13 protein-coding genes and 3 pseudogenes are annotated in these 17,070 nt (G+C 43.5%); all 16 read left to right on the top strand.

Going from position 1 to position 17,070, the window contains the following annotated elements; translation table 11 throughout:
- The first annotated feature begins 1 nt into the window (after position 1).
- The 16 genes and pseudogenes from JCM19055_RS23770 (at position 2) to sigG (ending at position 16,971) form a co-directional block, all read left to right on the top strand.
- Positions 2 to 508 carry a hypothetical protein gene (locus JCM19055_RS23770; RefSeq protein ID WP_152549850.1) on the top strand — a complete coding sequence of 169 codons (507 nt, stop codon included), beginning with the start codon at positions 2 to 4 and terminating at the stop codon, positions 506 to 508.
- Positions 487 to 2,172, top strand: a complete 1,686-nt coding sequence (locus JCM19055_RS11475; protein ID WP_052366251.1) for a penicillin-binding protein — start codon at positions 487 to 489, stop codon at positions 2,170 to 2,172. The genes JCM19055_RS23770 and JCM19055_RS11475 overlap by 22 nt, the downstream gene beginning before the upstream one ends.
- A 143-nt stretch (positions 2,173 to 2,315) precedes the next feature.
- Positions 2,316 to 4,252, top strand: a pseudogene (locus JCM19055_RS11470) (stage V sporulation protein D).
- Positions 4,253 to 4,382: 130 nt separating this feature from the next.
- Positions 4,383 to 5,853 (top strand): annotated as a pseudogene (locus tag JCM19055_RS11465) (UDP-N-acetylmuramoyl-L-alanyl-D-glutamate--2,6-diaminopimelate ligase).
- A 25-nt stretch (positions 5,854 to 5,878) separates the two neighbouring features.
- A complete protein-coding gene (gene mraY, locus JCM19055_RS11460; protein ID WP_042359817.1) occupies positions 5,879 to 6,862 on the top strand; it encodes a phospho-N-acetylmuramoyl-pentapeptide-transferase in 984 nt (327 codons plus the stop codon).
- The gene (gene murD, locus JCM19055_RS11455) at positions 6,859 to 8,214 is read left to right on the top strand and encodes a UDP-N-acetylmuramoyl-L-alanine--D-glutamate ligase (protein ID WP_265182054.1); all 1,356 of its coding nucleotides are present in this window, start codon (positions 6,859 to 6,861) and stop codon (positions 8,212 to 8,214) included. Before mraY ends, murD begins: the two co-directional genes overlap by 4 nt.
- Before the next feature lie 92 nt (positions 8,215 to 8,306).
- Positions 8,307 to 9,408: pseudogene (spoVE, locus tag JCM19055_RS11450) on the top strand (stage V sporulation protein E).
- Between the two features lie 22 nt (positions 9,409 to 9,430).
- On the top strand, positions 9,431 to 10,522 hold the full coding sequence (gene murG, locus JCM19055_RS11445; RefSeq protein WP_042359895.1) for an undecaprenyldiphospho-muramoylpentapeptide beta-N-acetylglucosaminyltransferase: 1,092 nt from the start codon (positions 9,431 to 9,433) through the stop codon (positions 10,520 to 10,522).
- Between the two features lie 34 nt (positions 10,523 to 10,556).
- Positions 10,557 to 10,934 (top strand): cell division protein FtsQ/DivIB, encoded by a 378-nt coding sequence (locus JCM19055_RS23765; RefSeq protein WP_052366250.1) that lies wholly within the window; start codon positions 10,557 to 10,559, stop codon positions 10,932 to 10,934.
- On the top strand, positions 10,867 to 11,355 hold the full coding sequence (locus JCM19055_RS23760; protein WP_193745397.1) for a cell division protein FtsQ/DivIB: 489 nt from the start codon (positions 10,867 to 10,869) through the stop codon (positions 11,353 to 11,355). The genes JCM19055_RS23765 and JCM19055_RS23760 overlap by 68 nt, the downstream gene beginning before the upstream one ends.
- 306 nt (positions 11,356 to 11,661) lie before the next feature.
- Positions 11,662 to 11,808, top strand: a complete 147-nt coding sequence (locus JCM19055_RS31670) for a hypothetical protein (protein ID WP_370543092.1) — start codon at positions 11,662 to 11,664, stop codon at positions 11,806 to 11,808.
- Positions 11,768 to 12,925 (top strand): cell division protein FtsA, encoded by a 1,158-nt coding sequence (ftsA, locus tag JCM19055_RS11435; RefSeq protein ID WP_370543091.1) that lies wholly within the window; start codon positions 11,768 to 11,770, stop codon positions 12,923 to 12,925. Before JCM19055_RS31670 ends, ftsA begins: the two co-directional genes overlap by 41 nt.
- A 59-nt stretch (positions 12,926 to 12,984) precedes the next feature.
- Positions 12,985 to 14,136, top strand: a complete 1,152-nt coding sequence (ftsZ, locus tag JCM19055_RS11430; protein ID WP_042359816.1) for a cell division protein FtsZ — start codon at positions 12,985 to 12,987, stop codon at positions 14,134 to 14,136.
- Positions 14,137 to 14,376: 240 nt separating this feature from the next.
- Positions 14,377 to 15,282 carry a sigma-E processing peptidase SpoIIGA gene (locus JCM19055_RS11425; protein WP_042359815.1) on the top strand — a complete coding sequence of 302 codons (906 nt, stop codon included), beginning with the start codon at positions 14,377 to 14,379 and terminating at the stop codon, positions 15,280 to 15,282.
- Between the two features lie 41 nt (positions 15,283 to 15,323).
- Positions 15,324 to 16,028 (top strand): RNA polymerase sporulation sigma factor SigE, encoded by a 705-nt coding sequence (sigE, locus tag JCM19055_RS11420; protein ID WP_042359894.1) that lies wholly within the window; start codon positions 15,324 to 15,326, stop codon positions 16,026 to 16,028.
- A 160-nt stretch (positions 16,029 to 16,188) separates the two neighbouring features.
- Positions 16,189 to 16,971, top strand: a complete 783-nt coding sequence (gene sigG, locus JCM19055_RS11415) for an RNA polymerase sporulation sigma factor SigG (RefSeq protein WP_042359814.1) — start codon at positions 16,189 to 16,191, stop codon at positions 16,969 to 16,971.
- Positions 16,972 to 17,070: the final 99 nt, after the last annotated feature.

Here is a 17,070-nt window from a genome sequence, read left to right as displayed (position 1 = left end):
ATTGGCGGACGTTTTTTTATATGTACAAGTAGCAAAAGGGACGAGCGAGCACGACTATATGGCGTATGCAGAAAGTCAGTGGACGAGTGAGCAACCGTTACATGGTGAAAGGGGAACGATTTACACGAGTAACGGAAGTGCCATTGCAGAAGAAGTGTCCTCTTATTCAGTCCAAGCCATTCTTAAAGATGATTATGGCTATGAAGCTGTAGAAGATATTGATCACACTGCTGAGCAGTTAGCGCCTTATATTGGTCTTGAAACGAACGAATTAAGAGACATGTTGCAAAGAGGTGTCGATGCAGATCGTTTCCAAGTTGAATTAGGGAGCGGGTCTCGTCAATTAACGTATGAAGAAAAAGAGAACATTGAGGACTTAGAGCTTGCGGGGATTGAATTCAAAACGGAACCAAGACGATATTATCCGAACCAAGACTTTGCTTCTCATGTCGTTGGATATTTTGATCGAAGCGAGGATGAACCAGCATGGGGTTGGAATCGTCGTTAGATGAGTATCTGCTTGGAAGTGGGGGCTCGTATAGTTATTTACGTGCCCGAAACGGTGTGCCATTGCCTGGTGAGGCGCGCGAGATGGAAGAAGCGTATCATGGACAAGACGTCTACTTGACGTTGCATTCGCACATTCAACTTGCCGTTGAACAAGCACTAACGGTTGCTGAAACGCTGTACGATCCTGAGCGCATGATGGCGATCGTTGCGGATCCGAAAACAGGTGAAGTACTCGCGATGAGTAATCGTCCGTCGTTTAATCCAAATTATTATCAATCGATCTCGAACCATATGAACTTTACCGTGTCGGACCATTTCGAACCTGGCTCGACGATGAAGATGTTTACGATGGCTGCAGCGATTGAAGAAGGCGTATACGATGACGAAGAGTATTTCCAATCGGGAACGTATAGCACTGGATATAGTGATACTCCGCTCATTCGTGACCACAATCAAGGACGAGGTTGGGGAGACATTCCCTATAAAGAAGCGATGCCGAGGTCGGCAAACACTGCTTTTGCAAGTATTGTTAATGACAAACTTGGCGCAGACCGATTCTATGAATATATGGAACGCTTCGGATTTGGAAGACCAACTGGGATTGGTTTGCCGATGGAAGCTTCAGGCTTAATGTCTGAAAATGACTTAGGGGCCATCTATTCAGGGTTTGGACAAGCATCGGCTGTTACACCGATTCAACAAGTTCAAGCGGCAACGGCAATCGCCAACGGTGGCGATATGGTTCAGCCATATTTAATCGACAAAATCGTTAACCCGAATACAGGAGACGTCACGTATGAACATGAACCTGAGCTATCAGGTCAGCCGATCTCTGAAGAAACAGCAAACCAAGTGAAAAGTCAGTTACGCGATGTTGTGTACAGTGATATTGGAACGGGGCAACCGTATCAAGTGGAAGGAATTGAAGTTGCAGGGAAGACGGGTACGGCACAAATTCCGAGCGAAGGTGGATATTTGAACGGCCATAATCAAAACATCTTTTCCTTTTTAGGAATGGCCCCGTATGACGATCCTGAACTTATCGTTTACGTTGCTGTAGATCGACCGAATATGCCTGATGGTAGAAGTGGTAACGGAGCTGTCGCTGAGATTTTTAATACGGTGTTAAAGCAGAGTATCCAATACTTGAATTTAACGTCATATGATCTTGATGCTGATGAGTATCAACCAGAAGGTGCTGAAGTGACTGATGTGACTGGATCTAGAATTAATCGTGCTGTGGAAGAGTTGCAAGAGCATAACCTTGATGCAGTTGTAATTGGTGATGGCAACCGGGTTGAAAAACAATACCCTGATGCTCACGAGAAAGTTCTAGCAGGTGAAAAGATCTTTCTTCATACGGGTGGCGAAAGTATCATGCCTGACTTTACAGGATGGTCGCAACGAGATGTAATGAAGTTTGGTGTCGTTGCAGACCTTGACATACGTGTAGAAGGCAACGGGTTTGCGATGAATCAATCATTAGAACCTGGGGCGTCATTATCTGGAGTAGAAACGATTGACGTTGCATTTACAACAGACCGAAGTGCTTTAGATGATGAAGATGAAGAATCGCCGCCAGATGAAGCGGAAGAGTCATCTGAAGAGTTACCAACAGAAGAAGTAGAAGAATCACCAGAAGAAGAGGAACCAGTAGAATAATCGTTTGCAGTTCTGATTAGAACCGTACAAGCATATCGTAAAAGGGACAGACCGTAATCGGAGGACTTTTGAAAAGCGTCGAACGTATACGCTACACATTAGCCCTCCTTTTTTTTGAACCTCTCGTTAAAGGTGGCCCTTTTATGTCAAAAATAACAAAAACGCTCGTACGTAAACGCCTCTTTTTCTTTTTAATCATTGGCCTCGTTTTGGCAATTGTATTAATGGCAAGACTAGGGTATGTACAGTTTGGTCTTGGTGGTTGGCTTACAGGAGCTGCTGAAGATTCATGGAGCGTGATTTACCTTTTGAAGCAGAACGAGGAGAGATCCTTGATCGAAACGGTGAAGTGTTAGCAACGAATGTTAGTGCACCGTCCGTGCTCGTCGTTCCACGGCAAATCGATCATCCTGAAGAAACGGCGGCAATGCTTGCAGATTTACTAGACGGAGACAAAGAGCGAATCTACCGTCAAGTGACTGAGAACAGCTCAATCGTAAGAATTAATCCAGATGGACGTAAAATCGATCAAGAGGTGGCTAGTGATATTCGTAAAATGCGCCATTCAGGTGTATATATTGTTGAAGACAATAAACGTCATTACCCACAAGGTGAACACCTCGCACACGTACTCGGCTTCGCTGGTATCGATAATCAAGGCCTAGTCGGTTTGGAAAGTTTTTATGACGAGAAATTGGCAGGACAAAGTGGTCACGTATCCTTCTTCTCAGATGCACAAGGTCGTCGTCTTCCAGACATGGCTGATCAATACCAACCGCCACAAAATGGAATGGACGTAAAGTTAACGATCGACAATCGGGTGCAAAAGATTATTGAACGTGAGCTTGATAATGCAGAAGCAACGTACAACCCAGACGGTGCGCTCGCGATTGCGATGGATCCACAATCTGGAGAAGTCCTTGGCATGTCCAGTCGCCCTCACTTTAACCCAGACGATTATCAAGCCGTATCACCAGAGATTTACAATCAGAACCGCCCGATTTGGGCGCAGTATGAACCCGGATCAACGTTTAAAATCATAACGCTTGCAGCAGCACTAGAAGAGAATAAAGTTGACTTAGATAACGATCATTATTACGACAGTGGGTCAATTGAAGTAGCAGGACATCGGCTTCGCTGTTGGAAAAAAGGTGGGCATGGCAGTCAAACGTTTCTAGAAGTTGTACAAAACTCTTGTAACCCAGGCTTTGTTGTTCTTGGGGAGCGCTTAGGTACAGAGAAGTTGTTTGATTACATTCGAGCTTTTGGTTTCGGTGAAGAGACAGGCATTGATATGGACGGTGAAGGATCTGGCATTCTATTTAAAGAAGAAAACGTCGGTCCACTCGAACGTGCGACGACCGCATTCGGTCAAGGGGTTGCCGTTACACCGATTCAACAAGTTGCCGCCGTTGCCGCAGCAGTAAATGGTGGAACGTTATACCAACCGTTTATTGCAAAAGATTGGATTAACCCTGATACAGATATGGTGATCGACAGTCAAATGCCAATTGCAAAACGTAACGTCATCTCAGAAGAGACGTCTAAAGAAGTGCGTCGTGCCCTTGAGAACGTAGTCGCTCAAGGCACAGGTGGAAAAGCATTTGTTGATGGGTACCGAGTAGGTGGGAAAACAGGTACCGCTCAAAAGGCTTCTGGTGGTCGATACTTGGAAAACAATCATATCGTTTCATTTATTGGATTTGCCCCAGCAGATGATCCACAAATCGTCGTCTACGTCGCTGTAGACAATCCGAAAAACACGGTTCAGTTCGGTGGCGTTGTTTCCGCACCGATTGCAGGTAAGATTATTGGTGATAGTTTAGAAGCGATCGGTGTGCCTAAGCGAGAGGATCAAATCGAGAAGAAATTAACGTGGACGGACGTACCGGTTTTGGAAGTTCCTGATCTTACTGGATTGACCCTTCGAGACATTCACGATGCGAGTTATCCGTTAGAACTTGATATCCAAGGAAATGGTGAATTTATCCAACGTCAATCACCAGCAGCAGGCGAACGAGTGGAAGAAGGATCTACAGTCCGGATCTTTATGGGGGATGAAGAACAGCCAAGGGACTAATTTCCTTGGCTGATTGCTTATACATAAGAGTCTTTCGTAAGTTTTTTTGCGTGTACTTAGAAATTGTAACCATATAAGAAGCTATTAATGATATAATAATTGCTTGTGAGAATGAAAGTGAGTGGTAAAAATGAAATTACATGATCTAACCGAAGACCTACTCGTCTTCCAAAAATCAACTTCACATAACCCTACAATTACATCTGTAGAAATGGACTCTAGAAAAATTCAATCAGGGTCGTCTTCGTTGCACTTCGAGGCTTTACAGTGGACGGTCATCAGTTCGCCGAACAAGCCGAGCAAAAAGGTGCAAGTGCGATTATCGCTGAAGAGGTACTTAACGTTTCGATTCCAGTTATTGTCGTAAAAGATTCGTATCGTGCATTGGCTCAAATCGCGGCGAAGTTTTATGACGATCCGACAAAGCAATTAAATGTGATCGGAGTAACAGGAACGAACGGAAAGACAACAACAACACACTTAATTGAAAACATCTTTAACGAAGCAAAACGTTCATTAGGTTTAATCGGAACATTGTATACAAAGTATGCGAACGAGACGTTTGAATCAAAGAACACAACGCCAGAATCATTGCTATTACAAAAAAACCTTCCGTGACATGGCTGATGCAGGCGTCACAGATGTGGCAATGGAAGTGAGTTCACAAGCGCTCGCACTCGGCCGTGTTCGTGGGACGGACTTTAACGTAGCTGTTTTTACGAACCTGACTGCTGACCACTTAGATTATCATGAAACCATTGACAATTATAAGCACGCAAAGAGTTTATTATTCTCTCAACTCGGGAACCGATACGCGGATGAGTTAAAAGCAGCCGTTTTAAACATCGATGACCCAGTGAGTGCAGAACTCATGCAAGCAACAGCAGCTCCAGTCATTACGTATGGACTAAGTGATAAAGCGGATGTTCGCGGGAAGAACTTACGTCAAACGCCTTCAGGTACATTTTTTTACGTTAGAAATTGGCGATCAATCGATCGACCTCGATCTTAAAATGGTCGGTAGGTTTAACGTCTATAATGCGTTAGCAGCAGCTAGTGCAGCGTACGTCTCGGGGATTTCCCTAGAGACGATTAAATCAAGCTTAGAAGCAAGTAAGCCAATTCCGGGTCGATTTGAAACGGTGAATCTAGGCCAAGATTATGCTGTTATTGTTGATTATGCTCATACTGCAGACAGCCTTGACAACATTATGCAAACCGTTAAAGACCTTGCAACGAAAAATGTCTATGTCGTTGTTGGTTGTGGTGGCGATCGTGATCGTACGAAACGTCCAGAAATGGCTAGAATTGCTGAGAGCTTTGCAGATCTCGCGATTTTCACGAGTGACAACCCGAGATCAGAAGATCCAGAACATATTCTGCGTGACATGGTTGCAGGTGTACAAACAAATCGTTATGAAGTGATCGTGAACCGAACGGAAGCGATTGATTATGCGATTTCTAAAGCAACGAAAGATGACGTGATTGTCATTGCTGGTAAAGGTCACGAAACGTATCAAGAAGTAAACGGCGTATTTCATGATTTTGACGATCGTGAAGTTGCGAAAGAAGCGATTATGAAACGGTTAAGCCAAGCGTAAACAATGGTGAAAGGAGAGAGCTTACATGTTTGAACCCGTTATACTCATCGCGATTGCAACTGCATTTGTTTTATGCGTTGCTCTTTCCCCATTGTTTATTCCGATGCTTCACCGTATGAAGTTTGGGCAAAGCATTCGCGACGAAGGACCAAAAAGTCATCAAAAGAAAAGTGGTACGCCAACGATGGGAGGCATCGTTGTACTCATTAGTATCGTTTTGACGGTGTTTATCGTCATCGCGTTCGTACCTCAACTAGAGCTCGATTACCGCATATGGTTATTGTTGCTCGTAACCGTAGCCTTTGGTCTCGTCGGATTTCTTGATGACTTTATTAAAGTTGTCATGAAACGAAACCTCGGTTTAAATTCAAAACAAAAACTACTAGCACAACTTGTCGTTGCTGCGATCTTTTATTTCGTACTTCGTCAATATGAATTTTCTACGAGTGTGCACATTCCAGCTACTTCACTATCCATTGATATCGGTTGGTTGTACTTGCTGCTCGTTGCAGTGATGCTCGTCGGTGCTTCCAATGCTGTGAATTTAACGGATGGCCTAGATGGACTGCTTGCAGGTACATCTGCAATTGCATTTGGTGCTTTCACCGTGCTCGCATGGGCTGCTGGATTTACAGAAGTTGCGATCTTCTCAGCGGCAGTTGTTGGTGCGGTACTCGGTTTCCTCGTCTTTAATGCGCACCCAGCAAAAGTATTTATGGGTGACACAGGGTCCCTTGCATTAGGTGGTGCGATTGCGGCGATTGCAATTTTGATTGAGATGGAAATTCTTCTCGTCTTAATTGGTGCTGTGTTCGTCATTGAGACGCTTTCTGTCATCATTCAAGTAACGTCTTATAAGCTAACGAAGAAGCGAGTATTTAAGATGAGTCCACTCCATCATCATTACGAGCTTGTCGGTTGGTCTGAATGGAAAGTGGTTATCGTCTTTTGGATCGCTGGATTAATCTTTGCGGTGCTTGGCGTATACATTGGGGTGTTAGATTTATGATGATGAACCAATTGCAAGATAAATACATTTTAATTTTAGGGCTTGCTAGAAGCGGTGAAGCGGCTGCTCGCCTTCTTATAAAGCATGGCGCAAATGTTGTCGTTAATGAATACAAGCCAAAAGAAGAGTTAAACAACGTTGAAGCATTAGAAGCCCTCGGGGTTACGTTTGTAACCGGAGGGCATCCCCCGCACCTTCTTGAACAAAATCCAGCTTTTATCGTAAAAAATCCGGGCATTCGTTATGATAATCCAATCGTTTTTGGAGCTATTCAACAAAACATTCCAGTTGTAACTGAAGTAGAGCTCGCGGGTGAGATTCTTAAAGGAACGCTCATTGCGATTACAGGTTCGAATGGTAAAACGACAACGACAAAGTTAATCGAAGAAATGATTGCTGCAGACGATAAACGAGCGTTTTTAGCAGGAAACATCGGTTTGCCAGCTTGTGAAGTTGCAGAGAAGGTTCAAGAAGACGACTATATGGTCACAGAAGTGTCTAGTTTCCAGTTAAAAGGAACGATTAACTTTAAGCCAGAAGTTGCCGTCTTGTTAAACATCTTCGACGCTCATTTGGATTATCATGGTACAAAAGACGATTATGTTGATTCAAAAGCAAACGTCACCGCTTTTCAAGATGCTACTGACGTGCTCGTTTACAACGAAGATGATCCAACGGTAAAGGAAATTGCAAACCGTTCTAAAGCAAAAGCGCTACCGTTCTCACTCCAGTCCACGTTATCAAACGGTGTGAGTTTAGATGAGAATAAGAAAGTCATTCAAGTTGATGGCGAGCCGATCATTGCTATTGACAAGATCGTACTCCCAGGCATGCACAATTTGGAGAACATCCTCGCAGCGATCGCCGTCGCTACGACGTGCAACATTAACAAAGAAGCGATTGCTCACGTGTTAATGTCATTTAGTGGTGTTGAACATCGATTGCAATTCGTTAAAGAGTTGAATGGACGAAGAGTCTATAACGATAGTAAAGCAACGAACATATTAGCGACTGATAAAGCGCTACGCGCCTTTAACGAGCCAATTGTACTCATTGCAGGCGGATTGGATCGTGGCAATGAGTTTGATGAACTCGTCTCCAGTTTAACGAGTGTAAAAGCACTTATGACGTATGGTGAGACGAAAGAGAAGTTAAAGCGTGCTGGTCAAACGGCAGGTGTTCAGTCGATTGGTCTACATGAAACGATTGAAGAAGCGGTTGAACAAGCGTATGAAATCTCTGACGAAGGTGACGTTATTTTACTATCTCCAGCTTGTGCGAGTTGGGATCAGTTTAAAACCTTTGAAGAGCGTGGAGAAGCGTTTTTGAAAGCTGTTGAAGCAATTCAATAAAGGGTGGACATGTTACGGCAACACGCGTCATAAGCTGTATTAGGACTGTTCAAACAAGAACAGCATAATCAGCGTTGTGACGGGGTGAAACTGTGAAAAATACAAAACAACCGGTCGATGGTTTACTATTATTTGCCATTGGTGCATTGCTAATTATCGGGGTTATTATGGTGTACAGTGCGAGTGCCGCTTGGGGGAGTATCGTTTTAACGATCCGTTCTATTTCTCCAAGCGACAAGCGCTCTTTGCATTTGTCGGTGTCATTGGCCTCATCATTATGATGCACTTTGACTATTGGAAGATGAGAAGGTATGTCGTACCTGCACTTTTTGTCTGCTTTGGTTTACTTATTCTCGTGCTCATACCTGGCGTCGGCTTAATTCGGGGTGGTGCTCAGAGTTGGATTGGTGTAGGTGCTTTCTCTATTCAACCGTCGGAGTTTATGAAACTTGCGATGATTGGTTTTTTTGGCCCACTGGCTTTCTAACAACAATCAACTGCTGTCGTCCTTTAAAAAAGGGCTTTTGCCACTGCTTGCAACGATCTTTGTAGCGTTTGGCATGATTATGCTGCAACCGGATTTAGGTACTGGAGCGGTCATGGTAGCAACATCATTTATCATTTTATTCGTTGCAGGAGCAAGGATTAAGCATTTTGCTGTCCTCGGTGGGATTGGCGTATTAGGATTTGTAGGTTGATAGCATCTGCACCTTACCGGATTGATCGAATCACATCGTTTTTAGATCCGTGGAGCGATCCACTCGGAACAGGGTTTCAAATTATTCAATCACTTTATGCGATTGGACCAGGCGGATTGTTTGGAATGGGTTTTGGTGAAAGTAGACAAAAATACTTTTACTTACCCGAGCCTCAAACGGATTTTATATTTGCCGTGATTGCAGAAGAAGGTGGCTTTATTGCAGGAGCATGGTGATCTTCTTGTTTACAGTCATCTTATGGAGAGGGATTCGAGCTGCATTGCTTGCTCCTGATTCATTCGGCACATATCTTGCGGTCGGAATTGTTGGTATGCTTTTCGTACAAGTAGCGATTAACATCGGCGTTGTCATCGGCTTAATTCCAGTAACAGGGATTACGCTGCCGCTCTTAAGTTATGGTGGTTCGTCGCTTACGCTCATGCTCGTTGCTTTAGGGATTCTATTAAACATTAGCGCTCACGCAAGAAGCGTTTAATATTTTGAAATTAGGTGGGAAAATGAAAGTATTATTAACTGGTGGAGGTACAGGCGGTCACATTTACCCTGCACTTGCCCTTGCAAATGAAATTAAACGTCAGTACCCAGACGCTCATTTCTTATATATCGGTACGTCCAATGGATTAGAAGCAAACATCGTTCCGAACCATCCATTGCCGTTTGATACGATTGAGATTAGTGGATTTAAGCGAAAGCTTTCCTTCGAAAATGTGAAAACGATTAAGCGCTTTTTAACGGGTACGAAACGAGCGAAATCATTAATTCGTTCGTTTCAACCAGATGTGGCGATTGGAACAGGCGGCTACGTTGCGGGTCCTGTGATGTATGCGGCTGCGAAGTTAAACGTTCCAACGATCATTCATGAACAAAACAGTGTTCCTGGACTAACGAATAAATTTTTGAGTCGATACGTCGATCGTGTCGCGACGTGCTTTGATGAGGCGACGAACTATTTTCCAAAAGAAAAGACGGTATACACTGGAAATCCAAGAGCTCAAGAAGCGTTACGTGCAGACAACGTCGATTTACAAAATGAATATGGACTGGATGCGAATGTACCTACTGTATTGATTGTCGGAGGTAGTCGAGGCGCAAGACCGATTCATGAAGCGTTTTTGGAAGCACTTCCGCAGTTAAAAGACAAAATCTGTCAATTTCTCTATGTTACGGGTGACGTTCATTATGATAAAGTGAAAGAGCAACTAGAAACGATTGAGACGAATCAACACGTTGTGATTCGTCCGTTCATTTCAGATATGCCGAGCGTTTTAAAAAGTGTCGATGCAATCGTGAGTCGTGCTGGTGCAACGACCCTCTCAGAAATTACAGCAATTGGGATTCCATCAATTCTGATTCCAAGTCCGTATGTAACAAACAACCATCAAGAACACAATGCACGAGCGCTTGAAAAAGCAGGTGCAGCAATTGTTCGTAAAGAAAATGAATGGGGAGCAGAACAGTTTGCTTCTGACTTACGCAACATTTTTGACGGAGAAACGCAAAGCAGCATGAAGCTTGCAGCACAAAAAGCAGGAACACCTGATGCGAGTGATCGTTTAATCAAAGTCATTCAAACATTAGTCAAAGAATAACAGCAGGGCTGTAGGACGGTAGGAGGACATTTCTATGGCAGACAAACAAAATGTCGTCTCTGTGAGCGACCGAATACCAGCGTTAAAAGAACAGAGGAAAAAGCGAGCCAACCGCCGTCTCATTTTTTATTTAAGTATCTTCTTTATCCTTATTGGGATCGTCGTCTACTTTCAATCTCCTCTAAGTCATGTGCAGCAAATTCAAGTTGAAGGAAATTACACTGGAGAAACTCGTGAGATTATTGATCAAAGTGCACTCGTAAGTGGTGAGAGCATATGGTCACAATCGCTCGGTAGTGCAAAAGAGCGAGTTGAACAGATTCCATACATTGAAGAAGCGACAATTGAACGATCCTCCCGACAACATTACGCATTATTGTCCAAGAACGGATCGTACGGCTTATTTGCATAACAACGATCAATTTATTCCCGTCTATGGGAATGGGAAATTAATGGAAGAACAATCGCTCGACACCTATCCAAGTGATGCACCAATTATTTTTAACTGGCAAAACGAAGAGCTGTTAGAAGCGTTTTTCGTTGAATTGGACAAGCTTGGTAGCGGAATGATCAATCACATATCGGAGATTCATCCGAGTGATGACGATCCTACACTTCTTCGCTTATTCATGAATGACGGAATTGAAGTAGAAACGACGATTGAAAACTTCGCAAGCTACATGGCGCCTTATCCAACGGTTGCAAGGCAAATCTCAGAGCCTTCGGACGGAATTTTACACATGAAAATGAGCCCTTACTTTGAAGCGTTTAATCCTGAAGAGTATGCCGGGAGATTCATGAAGAGCACATTGATACGGGTGATGGTGGGCTAGAAACTGAGGAAGAACCAGTTACAGAAGAGCCCATTGAAGAAGGAGAAAATAACTGATCTAATGGACACAGTTCCCATTTGGGAACTGTGGCTTTCGTGCTAGCGTTTATCTAGAGCGTTTTTCGCTTTCCTCCTTACCAATTCTAGTGTAGACTTGTACATAGTAATTCTTTTTCACAACTGATAAAGGATTTTCACATCCCCGAATCGAATTAAAGAAGAACGGTAGTCATTTTATTTCGGTTCATTACTAAGAAGAAATGTAATAGAAACGAAGCCGTTTCATTACAAGTAGGAGGTACCGTTCATGGACAACAACACAATTTATGTCAGTCTTGATATTGGTACAGCCGAGGTACGTGTCATGATCGGGGAAATGTCAGCAGGAATGTTGAACATTATTGGAGTAGGCAATGCAGCTTCTACTGGAATTAAAAAAAGGTGCAGTCGTTGACATAGATGCCACTGTAAATGCAATTCGAGAAGCCGTCGATAAAGCAGAGCGAATGGTAGGGATGTCAATTAAACAAGTGGTTGTCGGCATTAACGGAAACCACATTGATCTCCATCAAACACACGGAATCGTAGCTGTATCAAGTCCAAACAAAGAAATTACAGCAGAAGATATTGATCGCGTTACCGATGCAGCTTCAGTCGTGAGCATTCCTCACGATCGTGAAATTGTTGATATCGTACCCTTACAATACATCGTTGATGGGTATGACGGAATTACAGATCCAACTGGGATGATCGGAGTTCGTTTGGAAATGGAAGGGTTATTGGTCACAGGATCAAAAACCGTTTTACATAACTTACTTCGATGCGTTGAAAAAGCGAACCTTGAAATTACAGACATCTTCTTGCAGCCACTTGCTGCAGGTGAAATTGCTGTATCAAGCGATGAAAGAATGCTCGGTGTTGCACTCGTAGACATTGGTGGTGGCCAAACGACCATTTCTTATTTTAAGAACGGTGGTTTGCACTCAACATATGTGATGCCAATTGGCGGATCACATGTCACCAATGATTTATCTGTTGGGTTGCGCACGACAATGACACAAGCTGAACAATTGAAAACGGAACACGGTCATGCATTTATTGATGACAGTAGTGATGAAGTCACTACGACAATTACACCGATGGGTCAAGGTAGTGGCGAAGAATATTCGCAACGAGATCTTGCTCACATCATTGAGCCTCGTATGGAAGAGATCTTCGAACTCGTAAACGATACGTTAGATGCAGAAGGTGATATTCCTGGAGGAGTCGTACTCACAGGTGGCGGAGTTATGCTTCCTGGAACACTCGAGCTTGCTCGTGATGTACTCGGTCGAAACGTCCGGATGGCGATTCCAGATTATATCGGTGTCAGAGAACCACGGTACACAAATGCAGTTGGACTCATTGAATTTGCTCACAAGCATGTTAGAATGCATAATAAAGAGATGGTCGCTGCGACAACTGAATCCGCACAACCAAAAGTAGAACAAAATCGCAAATCAAGACATTCTGCGAATGAAGTAGAAGAATCGAATGAAGATAGCCCTGGCGTAAAAAAAACGCGTACGTAACTTCTTTAAAGTGTTTTTTGAATAGGACAGGCACATTTGACTGATGAGGGGGACCTGAGATGCTAGAGTTTGAAATGGACATGGACCAACTCGCCCAAATTAAAGTTATTGGGGTCGGAGGCGGCGGTTCCAACGCGGTAAACCGAATGATCGAAAACGGTCTACAAGGCGTAGAATTTATTGCTGTAAACACAGATGCTCAAGCATTGCAATTATCACAAGCGGAAACGAAACTACAATTAGGTGGAAAGTTGACGCGTGGTTTAGGTGCAGGAGCGAACCCAGATATTGGAAAGAAAGCAGCAGAAGAAAGCAAAGAGCAGCTCGAAGAATGTTTAACAGGTGCTGACATGGTATTTATCACCGCTGGAATGGGTGGAGGTACAGGAACAGGAGCAGCACCGGTCATTGCAGAAGTTGCCAAAGAAATCGGCGCGCTAACGGTAGGTGTCGTCACTCGACCATTTTCTTTTGAAGGAAAGAAACGTTCGACTCATGCAAAGGACGGAATTGAAGCACTCAAGGAAAAAGTTGATACACTGATCGTAATTCCAAATGATCGCTTGCTTGAGATTGTTGACAAGAACACGCCAATGCTTGAAGCATTCCGTGAAGCAGACAACGTTCTTCGTCAAGGTGTACAAGGGATCTCGGATTTAATTGCTACTCCTGGTTTAATCAACCTAGACTTTGCCGACGTGAAGACAGTCATGAGTGAAAAAGGTTCAGCACTTATGGGTATTGGTATTGCAACTGGTGAGAACCGTGCAGCTGAAGCGGCAAAGAAGGCGATATCAAGTCCACTCCTTGAAACGTCTGTAGACGGAGCGCAAGGGGTACTCATGAACATTACGGGCGGTTCGAACTTGAGCTTGTTTGAAGTTCATGAAGCAGCGGAGATTGTCTCCGATGCCTCGGATCCTGAAGTAAACATGATCTTCGGTTCCGTAATCAATGAAAATCTGAAAGAAGAAATCGTCGTAACAGTTATCGCGACTGGTTTTGATGACGTTGCTGATAAGAAAGCGAAACAGCAAAAAGTTCGCGGTTCATCGATGCAACGCCAACAAGCACCACGTGAAGAAGTGGAGCCGACGCGTGAACAACGACAACAACCAGTTTACGAGGAGTCGCCACAACCAGAGCCACAACAAGAAGACGAATCGATCGACGTACCAGCGTTTCTACGCAATCGTCGAAGAAGAAGATAAGAAATAAGAGTCCAATTATTGGACTCTTATTTTTTTATGTTTGCATTGTCGAATGGTGAAATCGTGATTAATCAGACGTTCCTTACAACGTCGCCGTGGATTTCGACACATTTATACGTAAACGTGTAAAAAGAGTAAGAGACATGCTCTGAGAAAATGACATACTTCGAAATCGATTCTCTCTATACTAGTAATCAAGGAAAAACAGAAACCGTCTAGAGAGGAGGGAGTGGGCGTTCATTGACCTTATACATAGATGTCATCTATGGATTAAATACGGTCGTTACTGCTAGTCTCCTTTACATGACTGGCAAATGGCAAGGATATGAATTCTCTCTTTTCAGAGTATTGTTTGTCGCACTCATTACGAGCTTACCGCTATTTCTATGGTTAACCGACTACGGTGCAATGTTATTGCATCCAGTGAGCCAAGTAATCGTTTGTATCTGTACCGTATACCTTGCTTTTGGTTTTAAGCGATTCGCGCGGTTCATTAAAACGACGTTTACGTTTTATGTCATTTCATTGTTATCTGGCGGGGCCGTTATTGCGATGACGTGGTTTTGGCAATCATCACAATTACTACACACGTGGAAACAGACCTCAAGCTGGGCTACGTTAGATCATATGCACGGGCTGCTCGTCTTATCCACATTACCCGTTGTGATTCTCTTAACGCAAATTACAAAACACTCACTAAAAGAAGAGAAACGCAATGAAAATAAAATCATAAACGTTCGCATTCAAATGGACGGTATCGTTGAATCCGTTTATGCAAAAGCACTCATTGACACCGGAAACCACTTGAAAGATCCCATTACGAGAAAGCCAGTTATGGTTGCGACTCTTTCCGTTCTTGAATCTGTTTTAACGAATGAATCACTCGAAAGCTTCTCAACATGGTTGAACGCTGAAGGGACTGAAGGAGAAAATCCTTGGAATGAAAATGTTCGAATCATCCCATATCAAGCGATCGGCAAAGAACATGGATTTTTATTTGCGATCCAAGCAGCAGAAATTGAAATGGTCAGTGGTGACTCGTCTCACATTTTAAATCGGGCATTGATTGCATTTGAAACGCGCGCTGTATCATCAGAAGATCGTTTTCAATGCATCATCCCACCTGAAATGGTGCCAGCTGAATAAAGCCGAACGGAGGGGGATTTACATTGTGGAAGAAATCCAAGATGAAACTTACGATTCATTGGTATAAGCTACTCCAAAAACTAGGCATTAAACCCGACGAAGTGTACTACATCGGCGGCAGTGAAGCGTTGCCTCCACCTCTTAGCAAAGAAGAAGAAGCAGAGCTTTTAGAAAAGCTTCCAAACGGTGATCCTGAAGTACGCAGTCGCCTCATTGAACGGAACTTACGCCTTGTTGTCTACATCGCTCGGAAGTTCGAAAACACCGGCATTAACATTGAAGATTTGATTAGTATAGGAACGATTGGCCTTATTAAAGCGGTGAACACATTTAATCCCGAGAAAAAAATCAAACTAGCAACATACGCATCGCGGTGTATCGAAAATGAAATTCTCATGTATTTGCGACGCAACAACAAAACCCGTTCTGAAATCTCATTCGATGAACCGTTAAATGTTGATTGGGACGGAAATGAATTATTATTATCAGATGTTATGGGAACCGAAGAAGATATCATTACACGAGATCTTGAAGATAAAGTAGATAAATCATTATTGCGCCGCGCGTTAACAACACTCAACCCCCGTGAAAAACAAATTATGGAACTGAGATTTGGACTTGCGGGTACGAAAGAGAAGACACAAAAGGACGTCGCAGATATGTTAGGAATTTCTCAATCATATATTTCAAGACTAGAAAAACGAATTATTCGTCGCCTAAGAAAAGAATTTAATAAAATGGTTTAATGAAAAAGCGAAGGATTACCGCCATTTTTATACCATTTATTGTCTATCTGAAAGATAAAACGAAAAGATTGATCGCATAAAAAGTCCTCCCGCGGACATACTGAACGTGAGCAGGAAGAACGAACCGTTCACTGCGATGACGCCGTGGGAGGGAACATATGTGACACGCAACAAAGTTGAGATCTGCGGAGTTGATACGTCTAAATTACCTGTACTTAAAAACGATGAAATGCGCATCCTTTTCCAAAAGCTCCAATCCGGAGAAGAATCTGCACGAGAAACACTCGTAAACGGAAATTTACGACTCGTACTTAGCGTCATTCAACGTTTTAACAATCGTGGCGAATATGTCGACGATCTATTCCAAGTCGGCTGCATAGGACTGATGAAATCCATCGATAATTTTGACTTAGGCCACAACGTCAAGTTTTCAACGTACGCTGTCCCGATGATTATCGGAGAAATCCGCCGCTACTTACGCGACAACAATCCGATTCGCGTTTCGCGTTCATTACGTGACACCGCGTACAAAGCATTACAAGTCAGAGACCGCCTCATGGCAGAAAAAGACCGCACGACCGAACCGACCGTAATGGAAATAGCAAAAGAATTAGACCTACCAAAAGAAGAAGTCGTCTACGCATTAGACGCCATTCAAGACCCCGTCTCATTATTCGAGCCAATCTACAATGATGGCGGCGACCCAATCTACGTCCTCGACCAAATTAGCGACGAAAAAGAAAAAGACTCCACATGGGTCGAGCACATTGCCATCCAAGAAGCAATGATCCGTCTAAACGAACGGGAAAAGAAAATACTAGACATGCGCTTTTTCCAAGGGAAAACACAAATGGAAGTCGCCGAAGAAATCGGCATATCCCAAGCCCAAGTATCCCGACTCGAAAAAGCCGCAATCCAAGAAATGAATAAACACACCCGATAAATGTGTACCGAACCCACCGCCAAAAAGCGTTGGTTTTTGGTGGTGGTGGTAGAGTGGTGTAGCAAGCGGGTGCATGGGTGTAGCAAGCGGGTGCATGGG

The organism is Geomicrobium sp. JCM 19055 (genome assembly GCF_000698185.1).
Classification (GTDB): domain Bacteria; phylum Bacillota; class Bacilli; order Bacillales; family Marinococcaceae; genus Geomicrobium_A; species Geomicrobium_A sediminis.
Note: the sequence above shows the minus strand (reverse complement) of the source record. Positions and strands in the feature narration are given on the sequence as shown.